19 protein-coding genes are annotated in these 21578 nt (G+C 58.6%); 14 read left to right on the plus strand and 5 right to left on the minus strand.

Annotated elements, in window-relative coordinates; genetic code table 11:
- Positions 1-20 precede the first annotated feature (20 nt).
- Genes modA through modC form a run of 3 tightly spaced genes read left to right on the plus strand, consistent with a single transcriptional unit; the run spans position 21 to position 2544 of the window.
- Positions 21-797 carry a molybdate ABC transporter substrate-binding protein gene (gene modA, locus HP459_RS01550; RefSeq protein WP_032624637.1) on the plus strand — a complete coding sequence of 259 codons (777 nt, stop codon included), beginning with the start codon at positions 21-23 and terminating at the stop codon, positions 795-797.
- The gene (gene modB / locus HP459_RS01555) at positions 794-1486 is read left to right on the plus strand and encodes a molybdate ABC transporter permease subunit (protein WP_006809548.1); all 693 of its coding nucleotides are present in this window, start codon (positions 794-796) and stop codon (positions 1484-1486) included. The genes modA and modB overlap by 4 nt, the downstream gene beginning before the upstream one ends.
- Positions 1486-2544 carry a molybdenum ABC transporter ATP-binding protein ModC gene (modC, locus tag HP459_RS01560; RefSeq protein ID WP_023299625.1) on the plus strand — a complete coding sequence of 353 codons (1059 nt, stop codon included), beginning with the start codon at positions 1486-1488 and terminating at the stop codon, positions 2542-2544. Before modB ends, modC begins: the two co-directional genes overlap by 1 nt.
- Here the strand turns inward: modC and HP459_RS01565 are convergent, their stop codons facing one another.
- Entirely contained in the window at positions 2545-3363 is an 819-nt protein-coding gene (locus HP459_RS01565; RefSeq protein WP_022647486.1) for a pyridoxal phosphatase, read from the minus strand. It abuts the gene before it with no gap.
- Positions 3364-3482: 119 nt separating this feature from the next.
- Here HP459_RS01565 and pgl point away from each other — a divergent pair, with 119 nt between their 5' ends.
- Positions 3483-4478, plus strand: coding sequence for a 6-phosphogluconolactonase (gene pgl / locus HP459_RS01570; protein WP_023305719.1), 996 nt, complete (start codon positions 3483-3485; stop codon positions 4476-4478).
- Between the two features lie 103 nt (positions 4479-4581).
- On the opposite strand, the gene HP459_RS01575 is transcribed toward pgl, so the two are convergent.
- Complete coding sequence (locus HP459_RS01575; RefSeq protein ID WP_017384948.1) at positions 4582-5865, minus strand: putative acyl-CoA thioester hydrolase; 1284 nt, start codon at positions 5863-5865, stop codon at positions 4582-4584.
- A 223-nt stretch (positions 5866-6088) separates the two neighbouring features.
- Here HP459_RS01575 and hutI point away from each other — a divergent pair, with 223 nt between their 5' ends.
- The 5 genes from hutI to hutH all read left to right on the plus strand — a co-directional run bounded on the left by hutI (position 6089) and on the right by hutH (position 12334).
- Positions 6089-7312: an imidazolonepropionase gene (gene hutI, locus HP459_RS01580; protein ID WP_023299627.1), complete on the plus strand. Its 1224-nt coding sequence runs from the start codon at positions 6089-6091 to the stop codon at positions 7310-7312.
- The gene (gene hutG, locus HP459_RS01585; RefSeq protein WP_063150796.1) at positions 7309-8247 is read left to right on the plus strand and encodes a formimidoylglutamase; all 939 of its coding nucleotides are present in this window, start codon (positions 7309-7311) and stop codon (positions 8245-8247) included. The genes hutI and hutG overlap by 4 nt, the downstream gene beginning before the upstream one ends.
- Positions 8248-8266: 19 nt before the next feature.
- The gene (locus tag HP459_RS01590) at positions 8267-9001 is read left to right on the plus strand and encodes a histidine utilization repressor (protein ID WP_058677406.1); all 735 of its coding nucleotides are present in this window, start codon (positions 8267-8269) and stop codon (positions 8999-9001) included.
- Positions 9002-9128: 127 nt separating this feature from the next.
- Positions 9129-10817, plus strand: a complete 1689-nt coding sequence (gene hutU / locus HP459_RS01595; RefSeq protein WP_171935843.1) for a urocanate hydratase — start codon at positions 9129-9131, stop codon at positions 10815-10817.
- Positions 10814-12334 (plus strand): histidine ammonia-lyase, encoded by a 1521-nt coding sequence (gene hutH / locus HP459_RS01600; RefSeq protein ID WP_022647492.1) that lies wholly within the window; start codon positions 10814-10816, stop codon positions 12332-12334. The genes hutU and hutH overlap by 4 nt, the downstream gene beginning before the upstream one ends.
- An 84-nt stretch (positions 12335-12418) precedes the next feature.
- On the opposite strand, the gene HP459_RS01605 is transcribed toward hutH, so the two are convergent.
- Positions 12419-12895, minus strand: coding sequence for a kinase inhibitor (locus tag HP459_RS01605; protein ID WP_003858531.1), 477 nt, complete (start codon positions 12893-12895; stop codon positions 12419-12421).
- Positions 12896-12942: 47 nt separating this feature from the next.
- Entirely contained in the window at positions 12943-14250 is a 1308-nt protein-coding gene (bioA, locus tag HP459_RS01610) for an adenosylmethionine--8-amino-7-oxononanoate transaminase (RefSeq protein ID WP_171935844.1), read from the minus strand.
- 68 nt (positions 14251-14318) lie between these two features.
- On the opposite strand from bioA, the gene bioB reads away from it, so the two are divergent.
- From bioB to bioD, 4 genes are read left to right on the plus strand one after another with little or no spacing between them, the layout of a single operon-like run.
- A complete protein-coding gene (bioB, locus tag HP459_RS01615; RefSeq protein WP_017384942.1) occupies positions 14319-15359 on the plus strand; it encodes a biotin synthase BioB in 1041 nt (346 codons plus the stop codon).
- A complete protein-coding gene (gene bioF, locus HP459_RS01620) occupies positions 15356-16513 on the plus strand; it encodes an 8-amino-7-oxononanoate synthase (RefSeq protein ID WP_171935845.1) in 1158 nt (385 codons plus the stop codon). The genes bioB and bioF overlap by 4 nt, the downstream gene beginning before the upstream one ends.
- Entirely contained in the window at positions 16497-17252 is a 756-nt protein-coding gene (gene bioC / locus HP459_RS01625) for a malonyl-ACP O-methyltransferase BioC (protein WP_171935846.1), read from the plus strand. The genes bioF and bioC overlap by 17 nt, the downstream gene beginning before the upstream one ends.
- A complete protein-coding gene (gene bioD / locus HP459_RS01630) occupies positions 17245-17946 on the plus strand; it encodes a dethiobiotin synthase (RefSeq protein WP_171935847.1) in 702 nt (233 codons plus the stop codon). The genes bioC and bioD overlap by 8 nt, the downstream gene beginning before the upstream one ends.
- Here the strand turns inward: bioD and HP459_RS01635 are convergent.
- Positions 17909-18631, minus strand: coding sequence for an ABC transporter ATP-binding protein (locus HP459_RS01635; protein ID WP_171935848.1), 723 nt, complete (start codon positions 18629-18631; stop codon positions 17909-17911). The two genes, bioD and HP459_RS01635, sit on opposite strands and share 38 nt — an antisense overlap.
- 748 nt (positions 18632-19379) lie before the next feature.
- Between HP459_RS01635 and uvrB the strand changes: the two genes are divergently transcribed.
- Positions 19380-21395, plus strand: a complete 2016-nt coding sequence (gene uvrB / locus HP459_RS01640; RefSeq protein WP_003858519.1) for an excinuclease ABC subunit UvrB — start codon at positions 19380-19382, stop codon at positions 21393-21395.
- Positions 21396-21578: the final 183 nt, after the last annotated feature.

Raw genomic sequence — 21578 nt, forward strand, 5'->3', positions numbered from 1 at the left:
GATACGCACAGGAGCTTCAAATGGCACGTTCATGGGTACGCCTTTTCGCAGGGGCAACGCTGACTCTCTCACTCACCGCCCACGCGCTGGCGGATGAAGGAAAAATCACGGTCTTTGCGGCGGCGTCGCTGACTAACGCGATGCAGGATATTGCTGCGGTATACAAAAAAGAGAAAAACGTCGAGGTCGTTTCGTCGTTTGCCTCCTCGTCAACGCTGGCCCGCCAGATCGAAGCGGGGGCTCCGGCTGATCTGTTCATCTCTGCCGATCAGAAATGGATGGACTACGCGGTGGAGAAAAAATCTGTTGATACGGCTAGCCGCGAAACGCTGCTGGGAAATAGCCTGGTGGTGGTCGCGCCCGCAAACAGCAAGCAGGGCGACATCGCCATCAACAAACAGACGGACTGGACCCGTCTGCTCAACGGTGGCCGTCTGGCGGTAGGCGATCCGGAGCATGTCCCTGCCGGGATTTATGCGAAAGAAGCGCTGCAAAAACTGGGCGCATGGGAGACCTTATCACCGAAGCTGGCTCCCGCAGAAGATGTGCGCGGCGCGCTGGCGCTGGTGGAGCGTAACGAAGCGCCACTCGGGATCGTTTACGGCTCCGATGCCGTCGCCAGTAAAGGTGTGAAGGTGGTCGGTACCTTCCCGGAAGACTCGCATAAGAAAGTAGAATATCCTGTTGCGATAGTTGATGGACATAAAAATGCGACCGTGACGGCCTTCGTTGACTACCTGAAGGGGCCTGAAGCGTCCGCTATCTTTAAACGTTACGGATTTACGACTCACGAATGATATTGACCGAACCTGAATGGCAGGCCGTGCTGCTGAGCCTGAAAGTCTCTTCCCTGGCGGTTGCGCTGAGTTTGCCCTTTGGGGTGTTCTTTGCCTGGTTACTGGTTCGCGTGAAGTTTCCAGGCAAAGCCCTGCTCGACAGTGTTCTCCATCTTCCGCTCGTGTTACCGCCTGTGGTGGTCGGCTATCTGCTGCTGATCTCCATGGGGCGACGCGGTTTTATCGGCGAATGGCTGTACGACTGGTTCGGCCTGACCTTTGCTTTCAGCTGGCGCGGCGCGGTTCTGGCCGCGGCAGTAATGTCCTTCCCGCTAATGGTGCGCGCTATCCGCCTGGCGCTGGAAGGGGTGGATATCCGGCTAGAGCAGGCCGCCCGCACGCTGGGCGCAGGCCGCTGGCGGGTATTCCTGACCATTACGCTTCCGCTCACCTTACCGGGCATTATCGTCGGTACGGTGTTAGCCTTCGCCCGCTCACTGGGTGAGTTCGGCGCGACCATCACCTTTGTGTCCAACATTCCCGGCGAGACGCGGACCATCCCGTCGGCCATGTATACCCTGATTCAAACCCCGGGTGGCGAAGGTGCGGCGGCCCGGCTGTGTATTATTTCGATTGTACTCGCCCTGGTCTCGCTGCTGGTGTCTGAATGGCTGGCGCGCCTCAGCCGTGAACGGATGGGGAAACCGTGATGCTGGAACTCAACTTTACGCAAACCCTGGGCAGCCACACTCTGACGCTTAACGAAACGCTGCCTGCCAGCGGTATCACCGCCATTTTTGGCGTTTCCGGGGCAGGGAAAACGTCGCTGATTAATGCGATTAGCGGCCTGACGCGTCCCCAGTCTGGCAGAATTGTGTTAAATAACCGCGTCTTAAACGACGCGGAGAAGAAGGTCTGCCTGTCACCGGATAAGCGCCGCATCGGCTATGTGTTTCAGGATGCGCGCCTGTTTCCGCACTACAGCGTGCGCGGAAATCTGCGCTATGGCATGGCAAAAAGCATGGCCGGACAGTTCGATAAGCTGGTGGCGCTGCTGGGCATCGAACCGCTGCTCGATCGTCTCCCGTCTTCGCTGTCGGGTGGTGAAAAACAGCGCGTGGCGATTGGCCGCGCCCTGTTAACCGCGCCGGAATTGTTGCTGCTGGATGAGCCGCTGGCCTCGCTGGATATTCCGCGCAAGCGCGAGTTGCTGCCGTATCTGCAACGTCTGGCGCGGGAAATCAACGTGCCCGTGCTGTACGTCAGCCATTCGCTGGATGAGATCTTACATCTGGCCGACAAAGTGCTGGTGCTGGAGGCGGGCAGGGTGAAGGCATTCGGCAATCTGGAAGAGGTATGGGGCAGCAGCGTTATGCATCCGTGGCTGCCAAAGGAGCAGCAGAGCAGCATTCTGAAGGTGAGCGTGCTGGAGCACCATCCACATTATGCGATGACCGCGCTGGCGCTGGGTGACCAGCATTTGTGGGTGAATAAAATCGATACGCCGATTCAGTCCACGTTACGGATCCGCATTCAGGCATCGGATGTCTCCCTGGTGCTGCAACCGCCGCTGCAAACCAGTATCCGCAATATTTTGCGCGCAAAAGTGGCGCAGTGTTTTGATGATAACGGCCAGGTAGAAGTGCAACTGGAAGTGGGCAACAGAACGCTGTGGGCGCGCATCAGCCCGTGGGCCAGGGATGAGCTGGGCATCAAGCCTGGCCTGTGGCTTTACGCGCAAATCAAGAGCGTCTCTATCACCGCCTGATTACAGCAGGTGGGTATAAATATACTGCGCGATGCTGTCGGTGGTGTTATCGCCAATCACCACGTTAGCACGCGCTTTCACCGCATCATCGGCGTTGCCCATCGCCACGCCCGTTCCGGCCGCTTCCAGCATGCTGATGTCGTTATAGTTATCGCCGAAGGCAATCACGTCCTGCATTGACCAGCCCTGTGACTCAACGAACTGGGTCAAACGCTTTCCTTTGCTGTTGCCTTTACGGGCGATATCCACCTGATCGTGCCAGGACCATTCACATTCCAGACCCAGCGTATGCTCGACATGTTTTGCGAAGGTGTTCAGTTTGGCGGTGTCTTCATCGGTCAGGGCAAATTTCCAGATTGCCTGGACGTCTTCCGCCGCTTGGCGCAGGGAGGAAACCTGAGTGAACACCGGACGCTGCGCTTCCGGCAAAGACAGGGCCCAGTTGCTGGTGCGGATCACATGGCCGGTAGGGCGTTCATACAGCATGGCGTTATCCACATACATCAGGCCGTGAATCGCGTGCTCATCCAGTAAATCAATCAATTGCAGCGCCTGCGGAACGGGAAGCGGATCAGAGGTTAAAACCTTTTTTGCCTGATAATCATACAAATAAGTGCCATTACAACAAATTGCAGGTGTATCTAAGCCCAGTGCCTGATAAAAAGGATGAATGGCTACGTGATGTCGACCCGTTACGATGAGAAGTTGATACCCCGCTTCCCGGGCTCGTTTGAGGGCCTCAAGAGAAGAGGGGAGCAGGGTTTTCTGAGGGGTAAGCAGTGTTCCGTCTAAATCCAGGGCAATCACTCGCGAGGTCATTTTTTCTTCCGGGTTAATGTTGAATTTAAGGTCTGTCGGGATGGTACACCGAGAGCGGAACCCTGCAAAATCCCGGACTACAATTCAGCATTCACCGTTAAAAATAATCAGGAGTATTCATGAAACAAACCGTTTATACCGCCAGTCCTGAAAGTCAGCAGATCCATGTCTGGCGTTTGAATACAGAAGGTTCGCTTACGCTGGTTCAGGTTGTTGATGTGCCAGGCCAGGTGCAGCCGATGGTCGTCAGCCCGGATAAACGTTTTCTTTATGTCGGGGTACGCCCGGAATTCCGCGTACTCGCATACCGCATCTCCCCGGATGACGGCGCGCTGACCTATACCGCAGAAGCGCCGCTGCCGGGCAGCCCGACCCATATTTCTACCGACCATAAAGGCAACTTTATCTTCAGCGGCTCCTACAATGCAGGCTGCGTGAGCGTCACCCGCCTGGAAGACGGTATTCCCGTTGAAACCGTCGACGTGGTAGAAGGGCTTGAGGGTTGCCACTCCGCCAACATTTCGCCGGATAACCGCACGCTGTGGGTGCCAGCGCTGAAGCAGGATCGCATCTGCCTGTTTACCCTGAGCGATGACGGTCATCTGGTCGCGCAGAGCCCGGCGGAAGTCACCACCGTGGAAGGCGCAGGCCCGCGCCATATGGTCTTCCACCCGAATCAGCAGTATGCCTATGTCGTTAACGAGCTGAACAGCTCGGTAGATGTCTGGGAGCTGAACGATCCTAACGGGCAGATCGAGTGCGTACAGACGCTGGACATGATGCCAGCTGATTTCTCCGACACACGCTGGGCGGCAGACATTCACATCACGCCGGATGGCCGCCACCTGTATGCCTGTGACCGTACCTCCAGTCTGATCACCGTCTTCAGCGTCTCTGAAGACGGCAGCGTTCTGGCAGTTGAGGGCTTCCAGCCGACAGAAACCCAGCCGCGCGGCTTTAATGTCGACCACAGCGGCAAATACCTGATTGCGGCGGGGCAGAAATCCCACCACATCGCGCTCTATGAAATCAAAGGCGTGCAGGGTCTACTGGAAGAGAAAGGACGCTATGCGGTCGGACAAGGGCCGATGTGGGTTGTGATTAACGCTCACTGATCCGTAGACGAAAAAAAACCTCGCACATGCGAGGTTTTTTTATGCGTGGTTAATGCATGAGGTAGGCCGGGTAAGGCGTAGCCGCCACCCGGCAGCAGGCATTTTACTGCTTCGGTTCAGCAACCACTTTGCTACCCAGACCGCGGTTGTTGTATTCCCACATGCGGTTGAAGTTAGCGTCGTTCAGGTTACGCTGCACGTTGTCTTTATCATCCACCGTGCCGGTGTTGCCGGAGAAAGGACGTTTCGAGATCGCCGCATCCGCCCACGGTTTCGCCATGTTAAAGCCTTCGTTAATCACGCTGTCGCGGATCACGACCTGGCCGTTAGTGGCGGAGTCCACGTCCAGAGAGCGGCCAAGCTGCGCCACGCCATCGCCAGCAGCAGTAAAGCGACTATTCACGGCCAGGAAGCCATAGAACAGATTGGACTGCGTGGCCGGGGCAAAGACGTAACCTTCCTGCTGCGTACGTGAATTCACCACGCGGAAGTCGGTGTTATCAAATACCACCGCGCCGCGACCGGAGACCATATCCACGTCGCCTTCAATGTAGCTGTTGGTGACCAGAGTACGCGTCAGACGATTGTTCTGAAGGGTATTCTGCACGCCGCTGTTGGTCACGAAGAAGGTATTCTGGCGGCCCAGGATATTGACGTTGTTAATCTGTACCTTGTCGCCATCGCTACGCAGCGCCACGGCCTGGTGATTACCGGCGTCAACGCTGTCGCCCAGGGTGTTCTGAATGGTCAGGTTCTGCAATTGCAGGCCGTTGTTCTGTGACCAGAATACTGCCGAGCACATCACGCCAATGGTGGCGGCACGTTTGCGCTGGCAGTTATCAAACATATACCACGCCGGTTTACCTGGCATGTATTTACCGGCCGGGTTCACCAGATGGCGCCAGGTGGTGCTGTCGATCTCTGAATCAATCGCCAGGCCAATTTTCACGTCGACCGCTTTTTCGCCAAGTCCGTAAAGCGTAATGCTTCCCGGTGCAGCCGGAACATAAACGGTTCCTTCGTATTCACCCGGCAGGATGGCAATGTACTGACGAGATGCGCTGTGTTTGGTGATTGCGGCATCAACAGCTGCCTGAATTGAGGTGTGCGTAACGCCCTCTGCCCCGGCCGGGCCGACAACGAAGTCTGGCTGTTTCGGCAGGTTAATAGAAGAAGGCGTCCATGGGGCTGCATTGGGATCCATCGCCGAGAAATAGTGCGCACGGGTGAAGTTCTTCGCTTCAGCCGCTGACAGGATCGGACGGGAAGCGGTGCCCGGAGCAACCTGCTCAGAAGGTTGCTGATCCGGTGGTGTTGAACTGCAAGCGGATAAAGTCACGCCAAAGGCGAGTGCCAACGCCAGACGGGAAATCCTGGAAATATTCAAGGTAATGCTCCTGGGTATGCAAGTCTTATCTGAATAGACGAAATAGCCTGCTTTTTTATACTAAGTTGAGCGAAACGGGAAGATAAAAACGGGAAAAGTTGCATTTTTGCCCGCAGGCGACGGGAAAGTCATCACAAATAAATAACATTTTCCTGCAAGGCGGTTGACAGCAGGTGACAGATGAAAATAAATGTCTATACAACCCATGACAAGCGGAAGGCACATGCAGCAGCTTCATCCCGATGATGTGATATGGCGAAATGCGCGACTGGCGACCCTGGCAACAGGTGAGCCGGAACCCTATGGTCTGAAAGAACAACATGCCCTCGTCGTGCGCGGCCAGACGATTGCGGCCGTTATTCCTGAAGCCGAGATCCCCTCCGGGCATCGTCAGTGTGTCGATCTCGACGGGCGTCTGGTTACTCCCGGCCTGATCGATTGCCACACCCATCTGGTGTTCGGCGGCGATCGCGCAGCGGAATGGGAGCAACGGCTTAACGGCGTGTCGTATCAGACCATCAGCGCGCAGGGCGGCGGTATTAACGCCACGGTCACGGCGACCCGCAACAGTTCGCCGGAAATGCTCCTGACGGTGGCACAGCAGCGGCTCCAGCGGCTGATGAATGAAGGCGTAACGACCATTGAAATCAAATCGGGATACGGACTGAATGCCCAGGCCGAAGAGAAAATGCTGCTGGTTGCCCGCCAGCTCAGCCTGAACAATCTGGTCGATATCAGCCCGACGCTGCTGGCCGCGCACGCCGTTCCTGCCGAGTACCGACAGGATCCGGATGCCTATCTCACGCTGGTCTGTGAGCAGATCATGCCCACGCTGTGGCAAAAAGAGTTATTTGAAGCGGTGGACGTGTTTTGTGAAAACGTCGGCTTTACCCCGGCGCAAACCGAGCGCCTGTTCCAGGCCGCCGCCGCGCTCGGGATACCGGTTAAAGGGCATGTAGAGCAGCTGTCGAATCTGGGCGGCGCGGCGCTGGTCAGCCAGTATAAGGGGCTGTCGGCCGATCATATTGAGTATCTCGATGATGCAGGTATTCAGGCGATGGCGCAAAGCGGCACGGTGGCGGTATTGCTCCCCGGCGCGTTCTATTTTCTTCAGGAGCGCCAGCGTCCACCGGTGGCGCAGCTCAGAGAGCAGGGCGTGCCGATGGCGGTGGCTACCGACTACAACCCGGGCACCAGCCCGTTTGCCAGCCTGCATCTGGCAATGAACATGGCCTGCGTCCAGTTTGGCCTCACGCCCGAAGAGGCCTGGGCTGGCGTGACGCGGCATGCGGCGCAGGCGCTAGGTCGTGGCGCGACGCACGGGCAGTTAAAGCCCGGTTATGTGGCTGATTTCGTCGTCTGGGAGGCGAATCATCCGGTTGAGATGGTTTACGAGCCGGGGCGGAATCCTTTATATCAACGCGTGTTTCGGGGGCAGGTAGCATGAAATTGTGGCATCCCGTTTCCCCGCAGGTCTGGCAGGGTCGTGACGACAGCGCCGAATCCAGCACCGCGAAACGTCTCTTCCAGACCATACAGCAGCGCGAACACTTTGCACCCGTGCCGTCAGGCATCGCCCTGCTGGGCTTTGAATGTGATGAAGGGGTTAAGCGTAACCAGGGCAGGCCCGGTGCTGCACAGGCTCCCGATGTGCTGCGCGGCGCGCTGGCGAATATGGCGAGCCATCAGGGGCATGCGCGCCTCGTGGATATGGGCTCCATTTTTGTTGAAGGCAATGCGCTGGAGGCGGCACAGCAGGCGCTGAGCGAGGCCATTACCGCGTGCCAGCAATCCGGGATGCGTACTCTGGTTTTCGGCGGTGGACATGAAACCGCCTGGGCGCACGGGCGCGGCGTGCTGGATGCCTTTCCGAACGATCGCATTGCGGTGATCAACCTGGATGCGCACCTCGATTTACGTAAGGCTGAACGGGCTACGTCTGGCACGCCGTTCCGCCAGCTGGCGCACTACTGCGCGTCGCAGTCGCGGGCGTTTCACTATGCCTGCCTGGGGGTAAGCCGTGCGGCGAATACCCAGGCGCTGTGGGAGGAAGCTGAACGGTTGAACGTGATGCTGGTTGAAGATCTCGATTTTCGCCGGGATGCGCTATCCGCGCTGGATAGCGTGCTTGCGCAGGCAGACCGGGTTTATCTCACCATTGACCTCGATGTGCTGCCCGCCGCAGAAATGCCCGCCGTATCCGCCCCTGCGGCGTTGGGGATCCCGGCGCTGGATCTGTTCCCGGTGATTGAGCGTATCTGCCGAAGCGGTAAACTACAGGCGGCGGATCTGGTGGAATATAATCCGCACTACGACCGGGACGGTCAGGGGGCGAAGCTTGCCGCCCGACTGGCCTGGCAAATTGCTCACTGGTGGGCATAACCACATTACAGGAGTCAGCATGTTTTCACGCTCACCGCAGCAACCCTCCAGCCCACCCGCACCTTTTTATGAGAAGGTGAAAAAGGCGATCAGCGAAAAAATTGCTGCCGGCGTCTGGCGTCCACACGACCGTATTCCCTCCGAAGCTGAACTGGTCGCGCAGTTTGGCTTTAGTCGAATGACCATTAACCGGGCACTGCGGGAACTGACCGATGAAGGGTTGCTGGTGCGTTTGCAGGGTGTCGGAACCTTTGTCGCCGAGCCAAAAGGACAGTCGGCGCTGTTTGAAATCCGCAGCATTGCCGATGAAATTGCCGCCCGCAACCATCAGCACCACTGCGAAGTGCTGGTGCTTGAAGAGACGCAGGCCAGCGCCGAACAGGCCATTGAGCTGAACGTTAATGAGGGCACCCGGATCTTCCATTCGGTGATGGTGCATTATGAGAACGATATTCCGGTCCAGATTGAAGATCGCTGCGTCAACGCGGAGCGGATCCCGGACTACCTGAACCAGGATTACACCCAAACCACACCGCATGCGTATCTCTCGCTCGTCGCCCCGCTGACGGAAGGGGAGCATATCGTGGAGGCCGTGCGCGCCACGCCTCAGGAGTGCGAGTTGTTGCGTATTAAAGAGCACGATCCCTGCCTGCTGATCCGCCGTCGTACCTGGTCATCCTCGCAGATCGTGTCGCATGCGAAGCTGCTGTTCCCGGGGAATCGTTACCGGTTGCAGGGCCACTTTATGTCATAAGTTTTATAAGCGTGATCGCTAACGCAATATAGCAAAATTGTATCTTTTTTGTTAAATCCGACCTTGTGTGTGCTTGTCTATACAAGTATATCTAAATGCATCACCTGTCCCTTATGAGGAACACACAATGTCGTCAGATAAATACCGCAAGCAGGATGTCCGCGCCGCGCGCGGCACCACGCTCACCGCAAAAAGCTGGCTCACCGAAGCACCGCTGCGCATGTTAATGAACAACCTTGATCCTGAGGTAGCAGAGAATCCCCATGAGCTGGTGGTCTACGGCGGCATTGGCCGCGCCGCGCGCAACTGGGCGTGCTATGACGCGATTGTCGAGTCTTTGACGAATCTCGAAAACGACGAAACGCTGCTGGTGCAATCCGGCAAACCGGTTGGCGTATTCAAAACCCATAAAAATGCGCCCCGTGTGCTGATTGCCAACTCCAACCTGGTGCCGCACTGGGCGACGTGGGAACACTTCAACGAGCTGGACGCAAAAGGGCTGGCCATGTACGGCCAGATGACCGCGGGTAGCTGGATCTACATCGGCAGCCAGGGGATTGTGCAGGGCACCTATGAAACCTTCGTGGAAGCGGGCCGACAGCACTATAACGGCTCACTGAAAGGCCGCTGGGTGCTCACCGCCGGACTGGGCGGCATGGGCGGCGCGCAGCCGCTGGCCGCGACGCTGGCCGGCGCGTGCTCCCTGAACATTGAGTGCCAGCAGAGCCGCATCGATTTCCGTCTGCGTACCCGCTATGTCGATGAACAGGCCGACAACCTCGATGACGCGCTGGCGCGCATCAAAAAGTACACCGCTGAAGGCAAAGCCGTGTCGGTTGCCCTGTGCGGCAACGCGGCGGATATTCTGCCGGAACTGGTGGCGCGCGGCGTGCGTCCGGATCTGGTCACCGACCAGACCAGCGCTCACGATCCGCTTCATGGTTACCTGCCAAAAGGCTGGACGTGGGAAGATTACCAGCAAAAAGCGGAAACCGATCCTGAGGGCACGGTACTGGCGGCTAAACGCGCCATGGCGGAACACGTCTCCGCGATGCTGGCCTTCAGTAAGATGGGTATTCCGACCTTTGATTACGGGAATAACATCCGCCAGATGGCGAAAGAGATGGGGGTGAATAACGCCTTTGACTTCCCCGGCTTCGTGCCCGCCTATATTCGTCCGCTGTTCTGCCGCGGCATCGGGCCGTTCCGCTGGGTTGCCCTGTCCGGCGACCCGGAGGATATCTACAAAACCGACGCCAGAGTAAAAGAGATTGTCGCCGACGACGAACATCTGCACCGCTGGCTGGACATGGCGGGCGAGCGCATTAATTTCCAGGGCCTGCCAGCGCGTATCTGCTGGGTCGGGCTGGAGTGGCGGCAAAAACTCGGCCTCGCCTTTAACGAAATGGTGCGCAGCGGCGAAATCTCCGCGCCGATCGTCATTGGCCGCGACCACCTGGACTCCGGCTCTGTCGCCAGTCCGAACCGTGAAACCGAAGCCATGCGCGACGGCTCGGATGCGGTCTCCGACTGGCCGCTGCTGAATGCCCTGCTGAACACCGCCAGTGGCGCAACCTGGGTGTCGCTGCACCACGGCGGCGGCGTCGGGATGGGCTTCTCCCAGCACTCCGGGATGGTCATCGTCTGTGACGGTACCGACGAAGCGGCGGCACGTATTGCTCGCGTGCTGCATAACGACCCGGCAACCGGCGTAATGCGCCACGCGGATGCGGGTTACGAGATTGCCATTGATTGTGCCAAAGAGCAGGGCCTGAACCTGCCGATGATCCCCGCCACACAAGGAAAGCCTGCATGAACGCGTTAACACTTACTCCCGGCTCTTTGTCGCTCAAACAGCTGCGTCACGTCTGGCGTCAGCCGGTGACACTCGCCCTTGATGAAAGCGCCCACCGTGCCATTAACGACAGCGTGGCCTGCGTGGAGGCGATTGTAGCGGAGGGGCGCACCGCCTACGGCATCAATACCGGGTTTGGCCTGCTGGCACAGACCCGCATTGCCACGCACGATCTGGAGAATTTACAACGTTCGCTGGTGTTGTCGCACGCGGCGGGGGTTGGCCAGCCGCTGGACGATGAGATCGTCCGCCTGATGATGGTGTTGAAAATCAACAGCCTGGCGCGTGGGTTTTCCGGCATTCGTCTGAGCGTGATCCAGGCGCTGATGGCGCTGGTGAATGCGGAAGTTTATCCGTGGATCCCGGCGAAGGGCTCCGTCGGAGCTTCCGGCGATCTGGCACCGCTGGCGCATATGTCGCTGCTCCTGCTGGGTGAAGGCAAGGCGCGCTGGCAAGGGGAGTGGCTGCCTGCGAAAGAGGCGCTGAAAAAAGCCGGCTTAGCGCCGATCACCCTCGCGGCAAAAGAAGGGCTGGCGCTGCTCAACGGCACGCAGGCGTCGACGGCCTTTGCGCTGCGCGGCCTGTTTGAAGCGGAAGATCTGTTCGCTTCCGCGGTGGTGTGTGGTGCGCTGACCACTGAAGCGGTGCTCGGCTCGCGTCGTCCGTTCGATGCCCGCATCCACGAGGTGCGCGGCCAGCGTGGTCAGATTGATGCCGCAGCCATGTACCGCCACGTACTTACCGATACCAGCGACATTGCCGATTCGCATCACAACTGCGAGAAGGTGCAGGATCCGTATTCTCTGCGCTGTCAGCCGCAGGTGATGGGCGCATGCCTGACGCAGCTTCGCCAGGCGGCAGAAGTGCTGCTGGTGGAGGCCAATGCGGTGTCCGACAACCCACTGGTGTTTGCTCAGGAAAACGAGGTGGTCTCCGGCGGCAACTTCCACGCCGAGCCGGTGGCGATGGCCGCAGATAATATCGCGCTGGCGATGGCCGAAATTGGAGCCTTGTCCGAGCGTCGAATCGCACTAATGATGGATAAACACATGTCCCAGCTGCCGCCGTTCCTGGTGCGCAACGGCGGCGTGAACTCGGGCTTTATGATCGCCCAGGTCACCGCCGCGGCACTGGCAAGCGAAAACAAAGCCCTGTCGCATCCGCACAGCGTGGACAGCCTGCCAACGTCAGCAAATCAGGAAGATCACGTTTCGATGGCCCCGGCTGCCGGGCGTCGACTGTGGGAGATGGCCTCCAACACCCGCGGCGTGCTGGCGGTGGAATGGCTGGCGGCGTGTCAGGGTATTGATTTACGCGAAGGGCTAAAATCCAGCCCGCTGCTGGAGCAGGCGCGTCATACGCTGCGCGAGCACGTTACGCACTACGATGAGGACCGCTTCTTTGCGCCGGATATTGATAAGGCGATACAGCTTCTGGAAGAAGAAACCCTTGCAGGACTGCTACCTTCCGTGCTGTGATTTTTTTGCCCGGTGGCCTGCGCTTACCGGGCCTACGAATACGAAATGTAGTCCGGGTAAGGCGTAGCCGCCACCCGGCTTTTTTTATGAATACATCGCCGTAATCGACGCGCTGCCCAGCGAATGGAAATGGACGTTAAAGCCTACCATTGCCCCGCTCGCCCCTTCGTCAACCTCAATCTTGTCCACATCCAGCGCGTGCACCGTGAAGATATAGCGGTGCGTTTCCCCTTTTGGCGGCGCCGCGCCGCCGTAGCCCGCTTTGCCAAAGTCCGTGCGGGTCTGAATCGCACCGTCGGGCAGGGCAACCAGATCGGAACCGGAACCCTGCGGCAGCACGCGGGTGTCGGCGGGCAGGTTTGCCACGATCCAGTGCCACCAGCCCGAGCCGGTTGGCGCATCCGGATCGTAGCAGGTCACGACAAAACTTTTGGTTCCCGCTGGTACATCGTCCCACGCCAGATGGGGAGAGATATTATCTCCCTGATAACCCATCCCGTTAAACACGTGACGTTCCGGCAGCTTTTCGCCGTCGCGCAAATCTTTACTGATGATTTTCATCCTATTTCCCTCGTTACTCACTCATTCAGAAAGTGTAACGCATGGGGTTAAATCGTGAAATGCGCTGATATGTTAACGGCTTTAACCACTGCCCCGGTCAGCTTGTGGAGCTGATCCGGAGAAATGCTGTACGGCGGCATGAGGTAAATCAGCTTACCGAAAGGTCGCACCCAAACGCCCTGGTCAACGAAGAAGCGCTGCAACGCGGCCATGTTCACCGGATGCGTTGTCTCGATCACCCCGATGGCGCCCAGCACGCGGACGTCCGCGACGTATTCCGCATCCGCCGCCGCGCTTAGCTGCTGCTTCAGCTGCGCCTCAATCGCCGCCACCTGCGTCTGCCACTCGCCGCTCTCCAGAATGGCGAGGCTTTCGCTTGCCACGGCGCAGGCCAGCGGGTTGCCCATAAACGTCGGGCCGTGCATAAAGCAGCCCGCGTCGCCGTCGCTGATGGTGTCGGCAACCTGGCGGGTGGTGAGCGTGGCGGAGAGCGTCATGGTGCCGCCGGTGAGCGCTTTCCCCAGGCACAGAATATCCGGCGCGATCCCCGCATGCTCGCAGGCAAACAGCTTCCCGGTACGGCCAAAGCCGGTGGCGATCTCATCGGCAATCAGCAAAATTCCTTCGCGGTCGCACAACTTCCGAATGCGCTTCAGCCACTCGGGGTGATACATCCGCATTCCGCCGGCGCCCTGCACAATCGGTTCGAGAATAACGGCGGCAATCTCGTGGCGATGGGCCGCCATCAACCGCGCGAAGCCCACCATGTCCATCTCGTCCCATTCGCCGTCGAAGCGGCTCTGCGGGGCTGGCGCAAACAGGTTTTCCGGCAGGTAGCCTTTCCACAGGCTGTGCATGGAGTTGTCCGGATCGCACACCGACATCGCCCCGAAGGTGTCGCCGTGATAGCCGTTGCGGAAGGTGAGGAACCGCTGGCGCGTTTCGCCCTTCGCATGCCAGTACTGCAACGCCATTTTCATCGCCACTTCCACGGCCACCGAGCCGGAATCAGCCAGGAAAACACACTCCAGCGATTCAGGCGTCATCGCTACCAGGCGACGGCATAAATCCACCGCGGGCTGATGCGTGATCCCGCCAAACATCACGTGTGACATCTGGTCAATCTGCGCTTTCATCGCCGCGTTCAGACGCGGGTGGTTGTAGCCATGGATCGCCGCCCACCAGGAGGACATCCCGTCAACAAGCCGCTCGCCGCTGGCGAGATGCAGCTCGCAGCCGTGGGCCGAGGCTACCGGATAGACGGGAAGGGGGCGGGTCGTGGAGGTGTAAGGGTGCCAGATATGCTGCTTGTCGAAGGCGAGATCGTCCTGGGTCATAATCGACTTGTAAACCATTTTGAAAAGTTTTAGGTTTACAAGTATAAACCGAACCGACAATTAACAAAACCCTTTGGAGAAGCCCGATGGCTCACCACGCACGCTGGACGATGTCGCAAGTCACTGAATTATTCAACAAACCTTTCCTGGAGCTGATGTTTGAGGCGCAACAGGTGCACCGCCAGCACTTCGATCCGCGTCATGTTCAGGTCAGCACGCTGCTGTCGATTAAAACCGGGGCTTGCCCGGAAGACTGCAAATATTGCCCGCAAAGCGCGCGCTATAAAACCGGTCTCGAATCCGAGCGCCTGATGGAAGTCGAGCAGGTGCTCGACTCCGCGCGCAAGGCCAAAAACGCTGGCTCAACCCGCTTCTGCATGGGCGCGGCGTGGAAAAACCCCCATGACCGCGACATGCCCTATCTGGAGCAGATGGTGAAGGGCGTGAAGGAGATGGGGCTTGAAGCCTGCATGACCTTGGGTACGCTTAACGAGGAGCAGGCGCAGCGCCTCTCGGCGGCAGGGCTGGATTACTACAATCACAACCTCGATACCTCGCCGGAATTCTACGGCAACATCATCACCACGCGCACCTATCAGGAGCGTCTGGATACGCTGGATAAAGTGCGTGATGCGGGGATCAAGGTCTGTTCCGGCGGGATCGTGGGACTGGGCGAAACGGTAAAAGATCGTGCCGGCCTGCTGTTACAGTTGGCGAACCTGCCGACCCCGCCGGAAAGTGTGCCCATCAACATGCTGGTGAAGGTAAAAGGTACGCCGCTGGCGGATAATGAGGACGTGGATGCCTTCGATTTCATCCGCACCATCGCGGTGGCGCGCATCATGATGCCAACCTCTTACGTTCGCCTCTCTGCCGGTCGCGAGCAGATGAGCGAGCAGACCCAGGCGATGTGCTTTATGGCCGGGGCCAACTCCATCTTCTACGGTTGCAAACTGCTGACCACACCAAACCCGGAAGAGGACAAAGACGTTCAGCTGTTCCGCAAGCTGGGGCTGAACCCACACCAGACCGGGGTACAGGCGGGGGATAACGAGCAACAGCAGCAGCTGGAGCAGCAGATTTTCAACGCCGACACTGACCAGTTCTACAACGCGGCAGCCGTATGACCTGGCAGGCACGTATCAGGACCGCGCTCGACGAGCGGCGGGCGGCGGATGCATTTCGGGTACGCAGGGTAGTGGAAAACGGTGCAGGCCGTTTTCTCACCCGGGAAGGAGAGCGGTTCTGTAATTTCTCCAGCAACGATTATCTGGGCCTGAGCCAGCACCCGCAAATCGTTCGTGCCTGGCAGCAGGGCGCGGATCGTTACGGCGTGGGCAGCGGTGGCTCCGGGCACGTCAGCGGCTACACCACGGCCCATCAGGCGCTGGAGGAAGCGTTGGCCGACTGGCTGGGCTACCCGCGGGCGCTGTTGTTTATCTCCGGTTTTGCCGCGAATCAGGCGGTGATTGCCGCCCTGATGGGCAAAGACGACCGCATCATCGCGGACCGCCTGAGCCACGCCTCCCTGCTTGAAGCCGCCAGTCTCAGCCCGGCACAGCTGCGGCGTTTTGCCCATAACGATGCCTCTCAGCTGAACGTCCTGCTGGGTAAACCCTGTTCAGGGCTTCAGCTGGCGGTCACGGAAGGGGTATTTAGCATGGACGGCGACAGCGCGCCCCTGGCCGCGTTGCACGACGCCGCAAAACAACAGAACGCCTGGCTGCTGGTCGACGATGCCCACGGCATTGGCGTCACCGGCGAGGAGGGGCGCGGAAGCGCTTATCAGCAGGGCGTCAGGCCGGAACTGCTGGTGGTCACCTTCGGCAAAGGCTTCGGCGTCAGCGGTGCCGCGGTGTTGTGCAGCGAGCCGGTGGCCGACTACCTGGTGCAGTTCGCCCGGCACCTGATCTACAGCACCAGCATGCCCCCGGCGCAGGCCGTGGCACTCTCTGCGTCGCTTGCGGTGATCCGCGGCGAAGACGGCGCTGAACGCCGGGCTCGCCTGGCCGACCATATTCAGCGTTTCCGCCGGGGGGTAAGCGAACAGCCTTACCGGCTTACCGACTCGCACAGCGCCATTCAGCCCGTGATTGTGGGTGAAAACCATCGGGCGCTGATGCTGGCACAGGCGCTACGAGAACGCGGGCAGTGGGTCACGGCGATCCGCCCACCCACCGTGCCGCCAGGCACCGCGCGCTTGCGTCTGACGCTTACGGCAGCGCACGAGCCGCAGGATATCGATACGCTTCTGGAGGCACTGTATGTCTCCCGTCAATAAACAGGCCGTTGCCGCTGCGTTTGGCCGGGCAGCGCAAAGCTATTCACAGCACGATGAGCTGCAACGCCTGAGCGCGCGCGGGCTGCTGGCCGCGCTCGGGGAGGGGCATTTTATGCAGGTGCTGGACGCGGGCTGCGGGCCAGGCGGCAATAGCCGCTACTGGCGCGCAACGGGCAGCCACGTCACGGCGCTGGATTTATCCGCGCAGATGCTGGATGAAGCCCGCCAGCAGCAGTCAGCAGACCGTTATCTGGTGGCCGATATCGAGGCCATCCCGCTGGAGGATGCGCTTTTTGACCTCGTCTGGAGCCATCTGGCGGTGCAGTGGTGCACCAGCCTGTCGCAGGCGCTACGCGAGCTTTACCGCGTGGCACGGCCCGGCGGAGCGGTGGCCTTTACCACCCTGCTGGAAAGTTCGTTGCCGGAGCTGAATCAGGCGTGGAGGGCGGTGGATGCGCAGCCGCACGCCAACCGGTTTCTCTCGCACGAACAGGTCACTCAGGCGCTGGCAGGCTGGCGCTATCGCAGTGAGGTCCAGACCGTCACCCTCGAATTTAGCGATGCGTTATGCGCCATGCGCTCTCTTAAGGGCATAGGCGCGACGCACCTGCACGCCGGTCGGGAGAAGAAACCCCTTACCCGCGGACAACTCCAGCGTCTCGGGCTGGCCTGGCCGCAGGATCGGGGCCGGTTCCCGCTCTCTTATCATCTTTTTCATGGGATTATTGAACGTGACTGAACGTTATTTTGTTACCGGTACGGACACCGAAGTCGGTAAAACGGTTGCCAGCGCCGCGCTGTTGCAGGCGGCGCGTCTGCTGGGGAAAACAACGGCCGGGTATAAGCCCGTAGCCTCCGGCAGCGAGATGACGCCGGAAGGCTTACGCAATACTGATGCGCTGGCGCTACAGCGTAACAGCAGCCTTGCGCTGGCCTATTCTGCGGTGAACCCCTATACCTTTGCTGAACCCACCTCGCCGCACATCGTCAGCGCCGATGAAGAACTTCCGATTGATTTTTCGGTGCTCTCTTCCGGATTACGCGACCTGGAAACGCAGGCCGACTGGGTGCTGGTGGAGGGGGCTGGCGGCTGGTTTACCCCGCTGTCCGACGAGCAGACATTTGCTGACTGGGTGCGGGCCGAACAGCTTCCGGTCATTCTGGTGGTGGGGGTGAAGCTTGGCTGTATCAATCACGCCATGCTGACCGCTCAGGCCGTGCAGCAGGCCGGGTTGCGTCTGGCAGGGTGGATTGCCAATGACGTGGTTGCGCCGGGTAAACGTCATGCTGAGTATCTGGCGACGCTGAAGCGGGTGCTGCCTGCGCCGTTTCTCGGCGAGATCCCGTGGCTTGCCGACGGCGCAGAGCAGGCGGAAACCGGACGCTATCTTGACCTCAGCGCATTATGTCCCGCGCCATCCAGTGCGCAATAAGGTCGTCATCCAGCTCGTTAACGTGGCCCTGTGCCACGTTACGCCCGCGATAGAGCATGCAGAAACGATCCGCTACCCGGCGGATAAACGACAGCTGTTGCTCCGCTAACAGCACCGTCATTCCCAGCTCCCGATTCAACCGTACCAGCAGTTGACCCAGCCTGCGGGCGAAGCCTTGCCCTGCGCCATACATGGGCTCATCCAGAATCAACACGCGCGGGCGATTAACCAGCGCACTGGCGAGGGCCAGCTGATACTGGTCGTCGGGGGACAGCGCAGAGGCACGGCTCTGTCGCAGCGGATAGAGCTCCGGAAACAGGGCGTACACGTCATTTTTTGATGTCGGGTCGGATTTCCCCGTCGCCCGCATAGCGATATGCAGATTTTCATCGACGGTCAGCTGGGAAAATATCCGCCGATCCTGCGGGACGTAGCCTATCGTTGGCGGCGCCGTGAATGCTGACGCAGGGCTGAGCAAATTACGCGGCGGCGCGCCAGCCTCATGCCAGATGATGGTGCCGCTCTCAACGGGCACCTTTCCGGTAATGCAGTTCATGAGCGTGGATTTACCCATGCCAGGCAGGCCAACAATGCCCGTACAGATGCCTTGCGGGAAATCGATATTCACGTTCCATAGCGTATGTTGGCTTCCGTAAAACTGATTTACAGCACGCAGACTCAACATCTTTCTCTCCTTAAAAATGTGTGGGGTAATGCTCAGGCTGATATCTGCAAAACGCCTGCCAGAAACAAAATAATGATTAAAAAAGAGCCATTTTTAGGAATAACCCACTGCTAAAAGCTTAACGTTTGTTCGAATTGCACGCTCCCGGTGCCGTGCGTGTCGAATCGTGGTGCAGGGAAAATGACGGAATTGTGATTAAGATCTCGCCGGTTACTTATGAAAAAATGAACGTTTTCCAGGCAAAAAAGAGTGATAAAAATTTTTTACTGCCGCTTCGTGGGAAAAACCGGGAATTTGCTGGAGTGCATGCTGTACGGGCTGGAGGCAGTTATCCACTATTCCTGTGGATAACCTTGTGCATTAGAGTTAGAAAACACGCGATAAGCGAGAGAACACGCGGGTTACGCCCAAATTGATGCGAAACGCGGCTTTAGGAAATAGTCTATATTTTTTAACGAATTAGATAAAAGCAATTCCCTCAGCGCCAGCGACACCTGTTGCCATAAAACTTTCATAACCGCCCTTGACAAATGTTAAAAAAGTAATAGTTCTGGGGATAACCCCCTGAGGCTGGTGTTTTATATTGTCACAGTTGAAATTTAGCTCGCGAACGCACTAATCCTCTCTGCGCTACGCTAAATATCCTGACACGCTACTGGTTTTCCATCCAGTGTTTTTTACTGGCAATCCTGGCCACAACGAGTAAAATTACTCACCTGCCGCTTATTCTGTCATCAGGTCGTCGCCCATGAGTAAACCGTTCAAATTGAATTCTGCTTTCCGTCCTTCCGGGGATCAGCCCGAGGCCATTCGTCGCCTGGAAGAGGGGCTGGAAGACGGGCTGGCGCACCAGACCCTGCTGGGGGTAACCGGTTCGGGTAAAACCTTCACTATTGCCAACGTCATCGCCGATCTCCAGCGTCCTACTATGGTTCTTGCGCCGAACAAAACGCTGGCGGCGCAGCTGTATGGTGAGATGAAAGAGTTCTTCCCGGAAAACGCGGTGGAGTATTTCGTCTCCTACTACGACTACTACCAGCCGGAAGCCTACGTTCCCAGCTCCGACACGTTTATCGAGAAAGATGCCTCGGTGAACGAACATATCGAGCAGATGCGTTTGTCGGCGACCAAGGCGCTGCTGGAGCGTCGTGATGTGGTGGTGGTGGCCTCGGTGTCGGCGATCTACGGCCTGGGCGATCCGGATCTCTATCTCAAGATGATGCTGCACCTGACGCAGGGGATGATCATCGATCAGCGTGCAATTTTGCGCCGTCTGGCGGAGCTGCAGTACACCCGTAACGATCAGGCGTTCCAGCGCGGGACCTTCCGCGTACGTGGTGAGGTTATTGATATCTTCCCGGCGGAATCGGACGACATGGCGCTGCGCGTGGAGCTGTTCGATGAAGAGGTTGAACGCCTGTCGCTGTTCGATCCGCTGACCGGTCATGTGGAGTCGGTGATCCAGCGCTTCACCATCTACCCAAAAACGCACTACGTGACGCCACGCGAGCGTATCGTACAGGCGATGGAAGAGATTAAAATTGAGCTGGCAGACCGCCGCAAGGTGCTGCTGGCGAACAACAAGCTGCTGGAAGAGCAGCGCCTGAGCCAGCGTACCCAGTTCGATCTGGAGATGATGAACGAGCTGGGCTACTGCTCCGGCATTGAAAACTACTCACGCTACCTCTCCGGACGCGGGCCGGGCGAAGCGCCGCCGACGCTGTTTGACTACCTTCCGGCGGACGGCCTGCTGGTGATCGACGAATCCCACGTTACGATCCCCCAGATCGGCGGGATGTACCGCGGTGACCGCGCGCGTAAAGAGACGCTGGTGGAGTACGGGTTCCGACTGCCATCAGCGCTGGACAACCGTCCGATGAAGTTTGAAGAATTTGAGGCGCTTGCTCCGCAGACCATCTACGTATCGGCGACGCCGGGCAACTACGAGCTGGAGAAATCCGGTGATGACGTGGTGGACCAGGTTGTGCGTCCGACCGGGCTGCTGGATCCGATTATCGAGGTGCGTCCGGTGGCGACGCAGGTGGACGATCTGCTCTCGGAAATACGTGCCCGTTCCGCCATCAACGAGCGTGTACTGGTGACCACGCTCACCAAACGTATGGCGGAGGATTTGACGGAGTATCTGGAAGAACACGGCGAGAAGGTGCGGTATCTGCACTCGGATATTGATACCGTGGAGCGTATGGAGATCATCCGCGACCTGCGCCTGGGCGAGTTCGACGTGCTGGTGGGTATCAACCTTCTGCGAGAAGGTCTGGATATGCCGGAAGTGTCGCTGGTGGCGATTCTGGATGCGGACAAAGAGGGCTTCCTGCGTTCCGAGCGCTCGCTGATCCAGACCATTGGCCGTGCCGCGCGTAACGTCAACGGGAAGGCGATTCTGTACGGGGATAAAATCACCCCGTCGATGGCCAAAGCGATTGGCGAAACGGAACGTCGTCGCGAGAAGCAGCAGCGCTATAACGAAGAGCACGGCATCACGCCGCAGGGGCTGAACAAGAAGGTGGTGGATATCCTGGCGCTGGGTCAGAACATTGCGAAGACCAAAGCGAAAGGCCGCGGCAAGGCCCGTTCAGTGGTGGAAGAGGATACCGTCGCGCTGACCCCGAAAGCGTTGCAGCAAAAGATCCACGAGCTGGAAGGGCAGATGATGCAGCACGCGCAGAATCTGGAGTTCGAAGAGGCTGCGCAAATCCGCGATCAGCTTCATCAACTGCGGGATCTGTTTATTGCGGCATCGTAGTTTTTTGCCCGGTGGGGTTTTCTCCCTCTCCCTGTGGGCTGAGGGATCCCCAGTAATTTTTTTATGCAGAAGCAATAAAGTTGCTTTCTAAATGACTGAGGGCTGTCAGCGATGCCCTGGTCCGGCTGTAAATCGCTGAGGCGTTTGCCTTCCGGCCGGGGCGAGGCGCAGGGATGCGCCGAG

Origin of the sequence: Enterobacter sp. CM29, from assembly GCF_013179605.1 — a bacterium.
Taxonomy (GTDB): Bacteria; Pseudomonadota; Gammaproteobacteria; order Enterobacterales; family Enterobacteriaceae; genus Enterobacter; species Enterobacter intestinihominis.

What these genes read in the sequence shown, in the direction of transcription:
- modA (WP_032624637.1), top strand. Translation starts at nt 21, where the DNA reads ATGGCACGTTCATGGGTACGCCTTTTCGCAGGGGCAACGCTGACTCTC.
- modB (WP_006809548.1), top strand. Translation starts at nt 794, where the DNA reads ATGATATTGACCGAACCTGAATGGCAGGCCGTGCTGCTGAGCCTGAAA.
- modC (WP_023299625.1), top strand. Translation starts at nt 1,486, where the DNA reads ATGCTGGAACTCAACTTTACGCAAACCCTGGGCAGCCACACTCTGACG.
- HP459_RS01565 (WP_022647486.1), bottom strand. Translation starts at nt 3,363, where the DNA reads ATGACCTCGCGAGTGATTGCCCTGGATTTAGACGGAACACTGCTTACC.
- pgl (WP_023305719.1), top strand. Translation starts at nt 3,483, where the DNA reads ATGAAACAAACCGTTTATACCGCCAGTCCTGAAAGTCAGCAGATCCAT.
- hutI (WP_023299627.1), top strand. Translation starts at nt 6,089, where the DNA reads ATGCAGCAGCTTCATCCCGATGATGTGATATGGCGAAATGCGCGACTG.
- hutG (WP_063150796.1), top strand. Translation starts at nt 7,309, where the DNA reads ATGAAATTGTGGCATCCCGTTTCCCCGCAGGTCTGGCAGGGTCGTGAC.
- HP459_RS01590 (WP_058677406.1), top strand. Translation starts at nt 8,267, where the DNA reads ATGTTTTCACGCTCACCGCAGCAACCCTCCAGCCCACCCGCACCTTTT.
- hutU (WP_171935843.1), top strand. Translation starts at nt 9,129, where the DNA reads ATGTCGTCAGATAAATACCGCAAGCAGGATGTCCGCGCCGCGCGCGGC.
- hutH (WP_022647492.1), top strand. Translation starts at nt 10,814, where the DNA reads ATGAACGCGTTAACACTTACTCCCGGCTCTTTGTCGCTCAAACAGCTG.
- HP459_RS01605 (WP_003858531.1), bottom strand. Translation starts at nt 12,895, where the DNA reads ATGAAAATCATCAGTAAAGATTTGCGCGACGGCGAAAAGCTGCCGGAA.
- bioA (WP_171935844.1), bottom strand. Translation starts at nt 14,250, where the DNA reads ATGGTTTACAAGTCGATTATGACCCAGGACGATCTCGCCTTCGACAAG.
- bioB (WP_017384942.1), top strand. Translation starts at nt 14,319, where the DNA reads ATGGCTCACCACGCACGCTGGACGATGTCGCAAGTCACTGAATTATTC.
- bioF (WP_171935845.1), top strand. Translation starts at nt 15,356, where the DNA reads ATGACCTGGCAGGCACGTATCAGGACCGCGCTCGACGAGCGGCGGGCG.
- bioC (WP_171935846.1), top strand. Translation starts at nt 16,497, where the DNA reads ATGTCTCCCGTCAATAAACAGGCCGTTGCCGCTGCGTTTGGCCGGGCA.
- HP459_RS01635 (WP_171935848.1), bottom strand. Translation starts at nt 18,631, where the DNA reads ATGTTGAGTCTGCGTGCTGTAAATCAGTTTTACGGAAGCCAACATACG.
- uvrB (WP_003858519.1), top strand. Translation starts at nt 19,380, where the DNA reads ATGAGTAAACCGTTCAAATTGAATTCTGCTTTCCGTCCTTCCGGGGAT.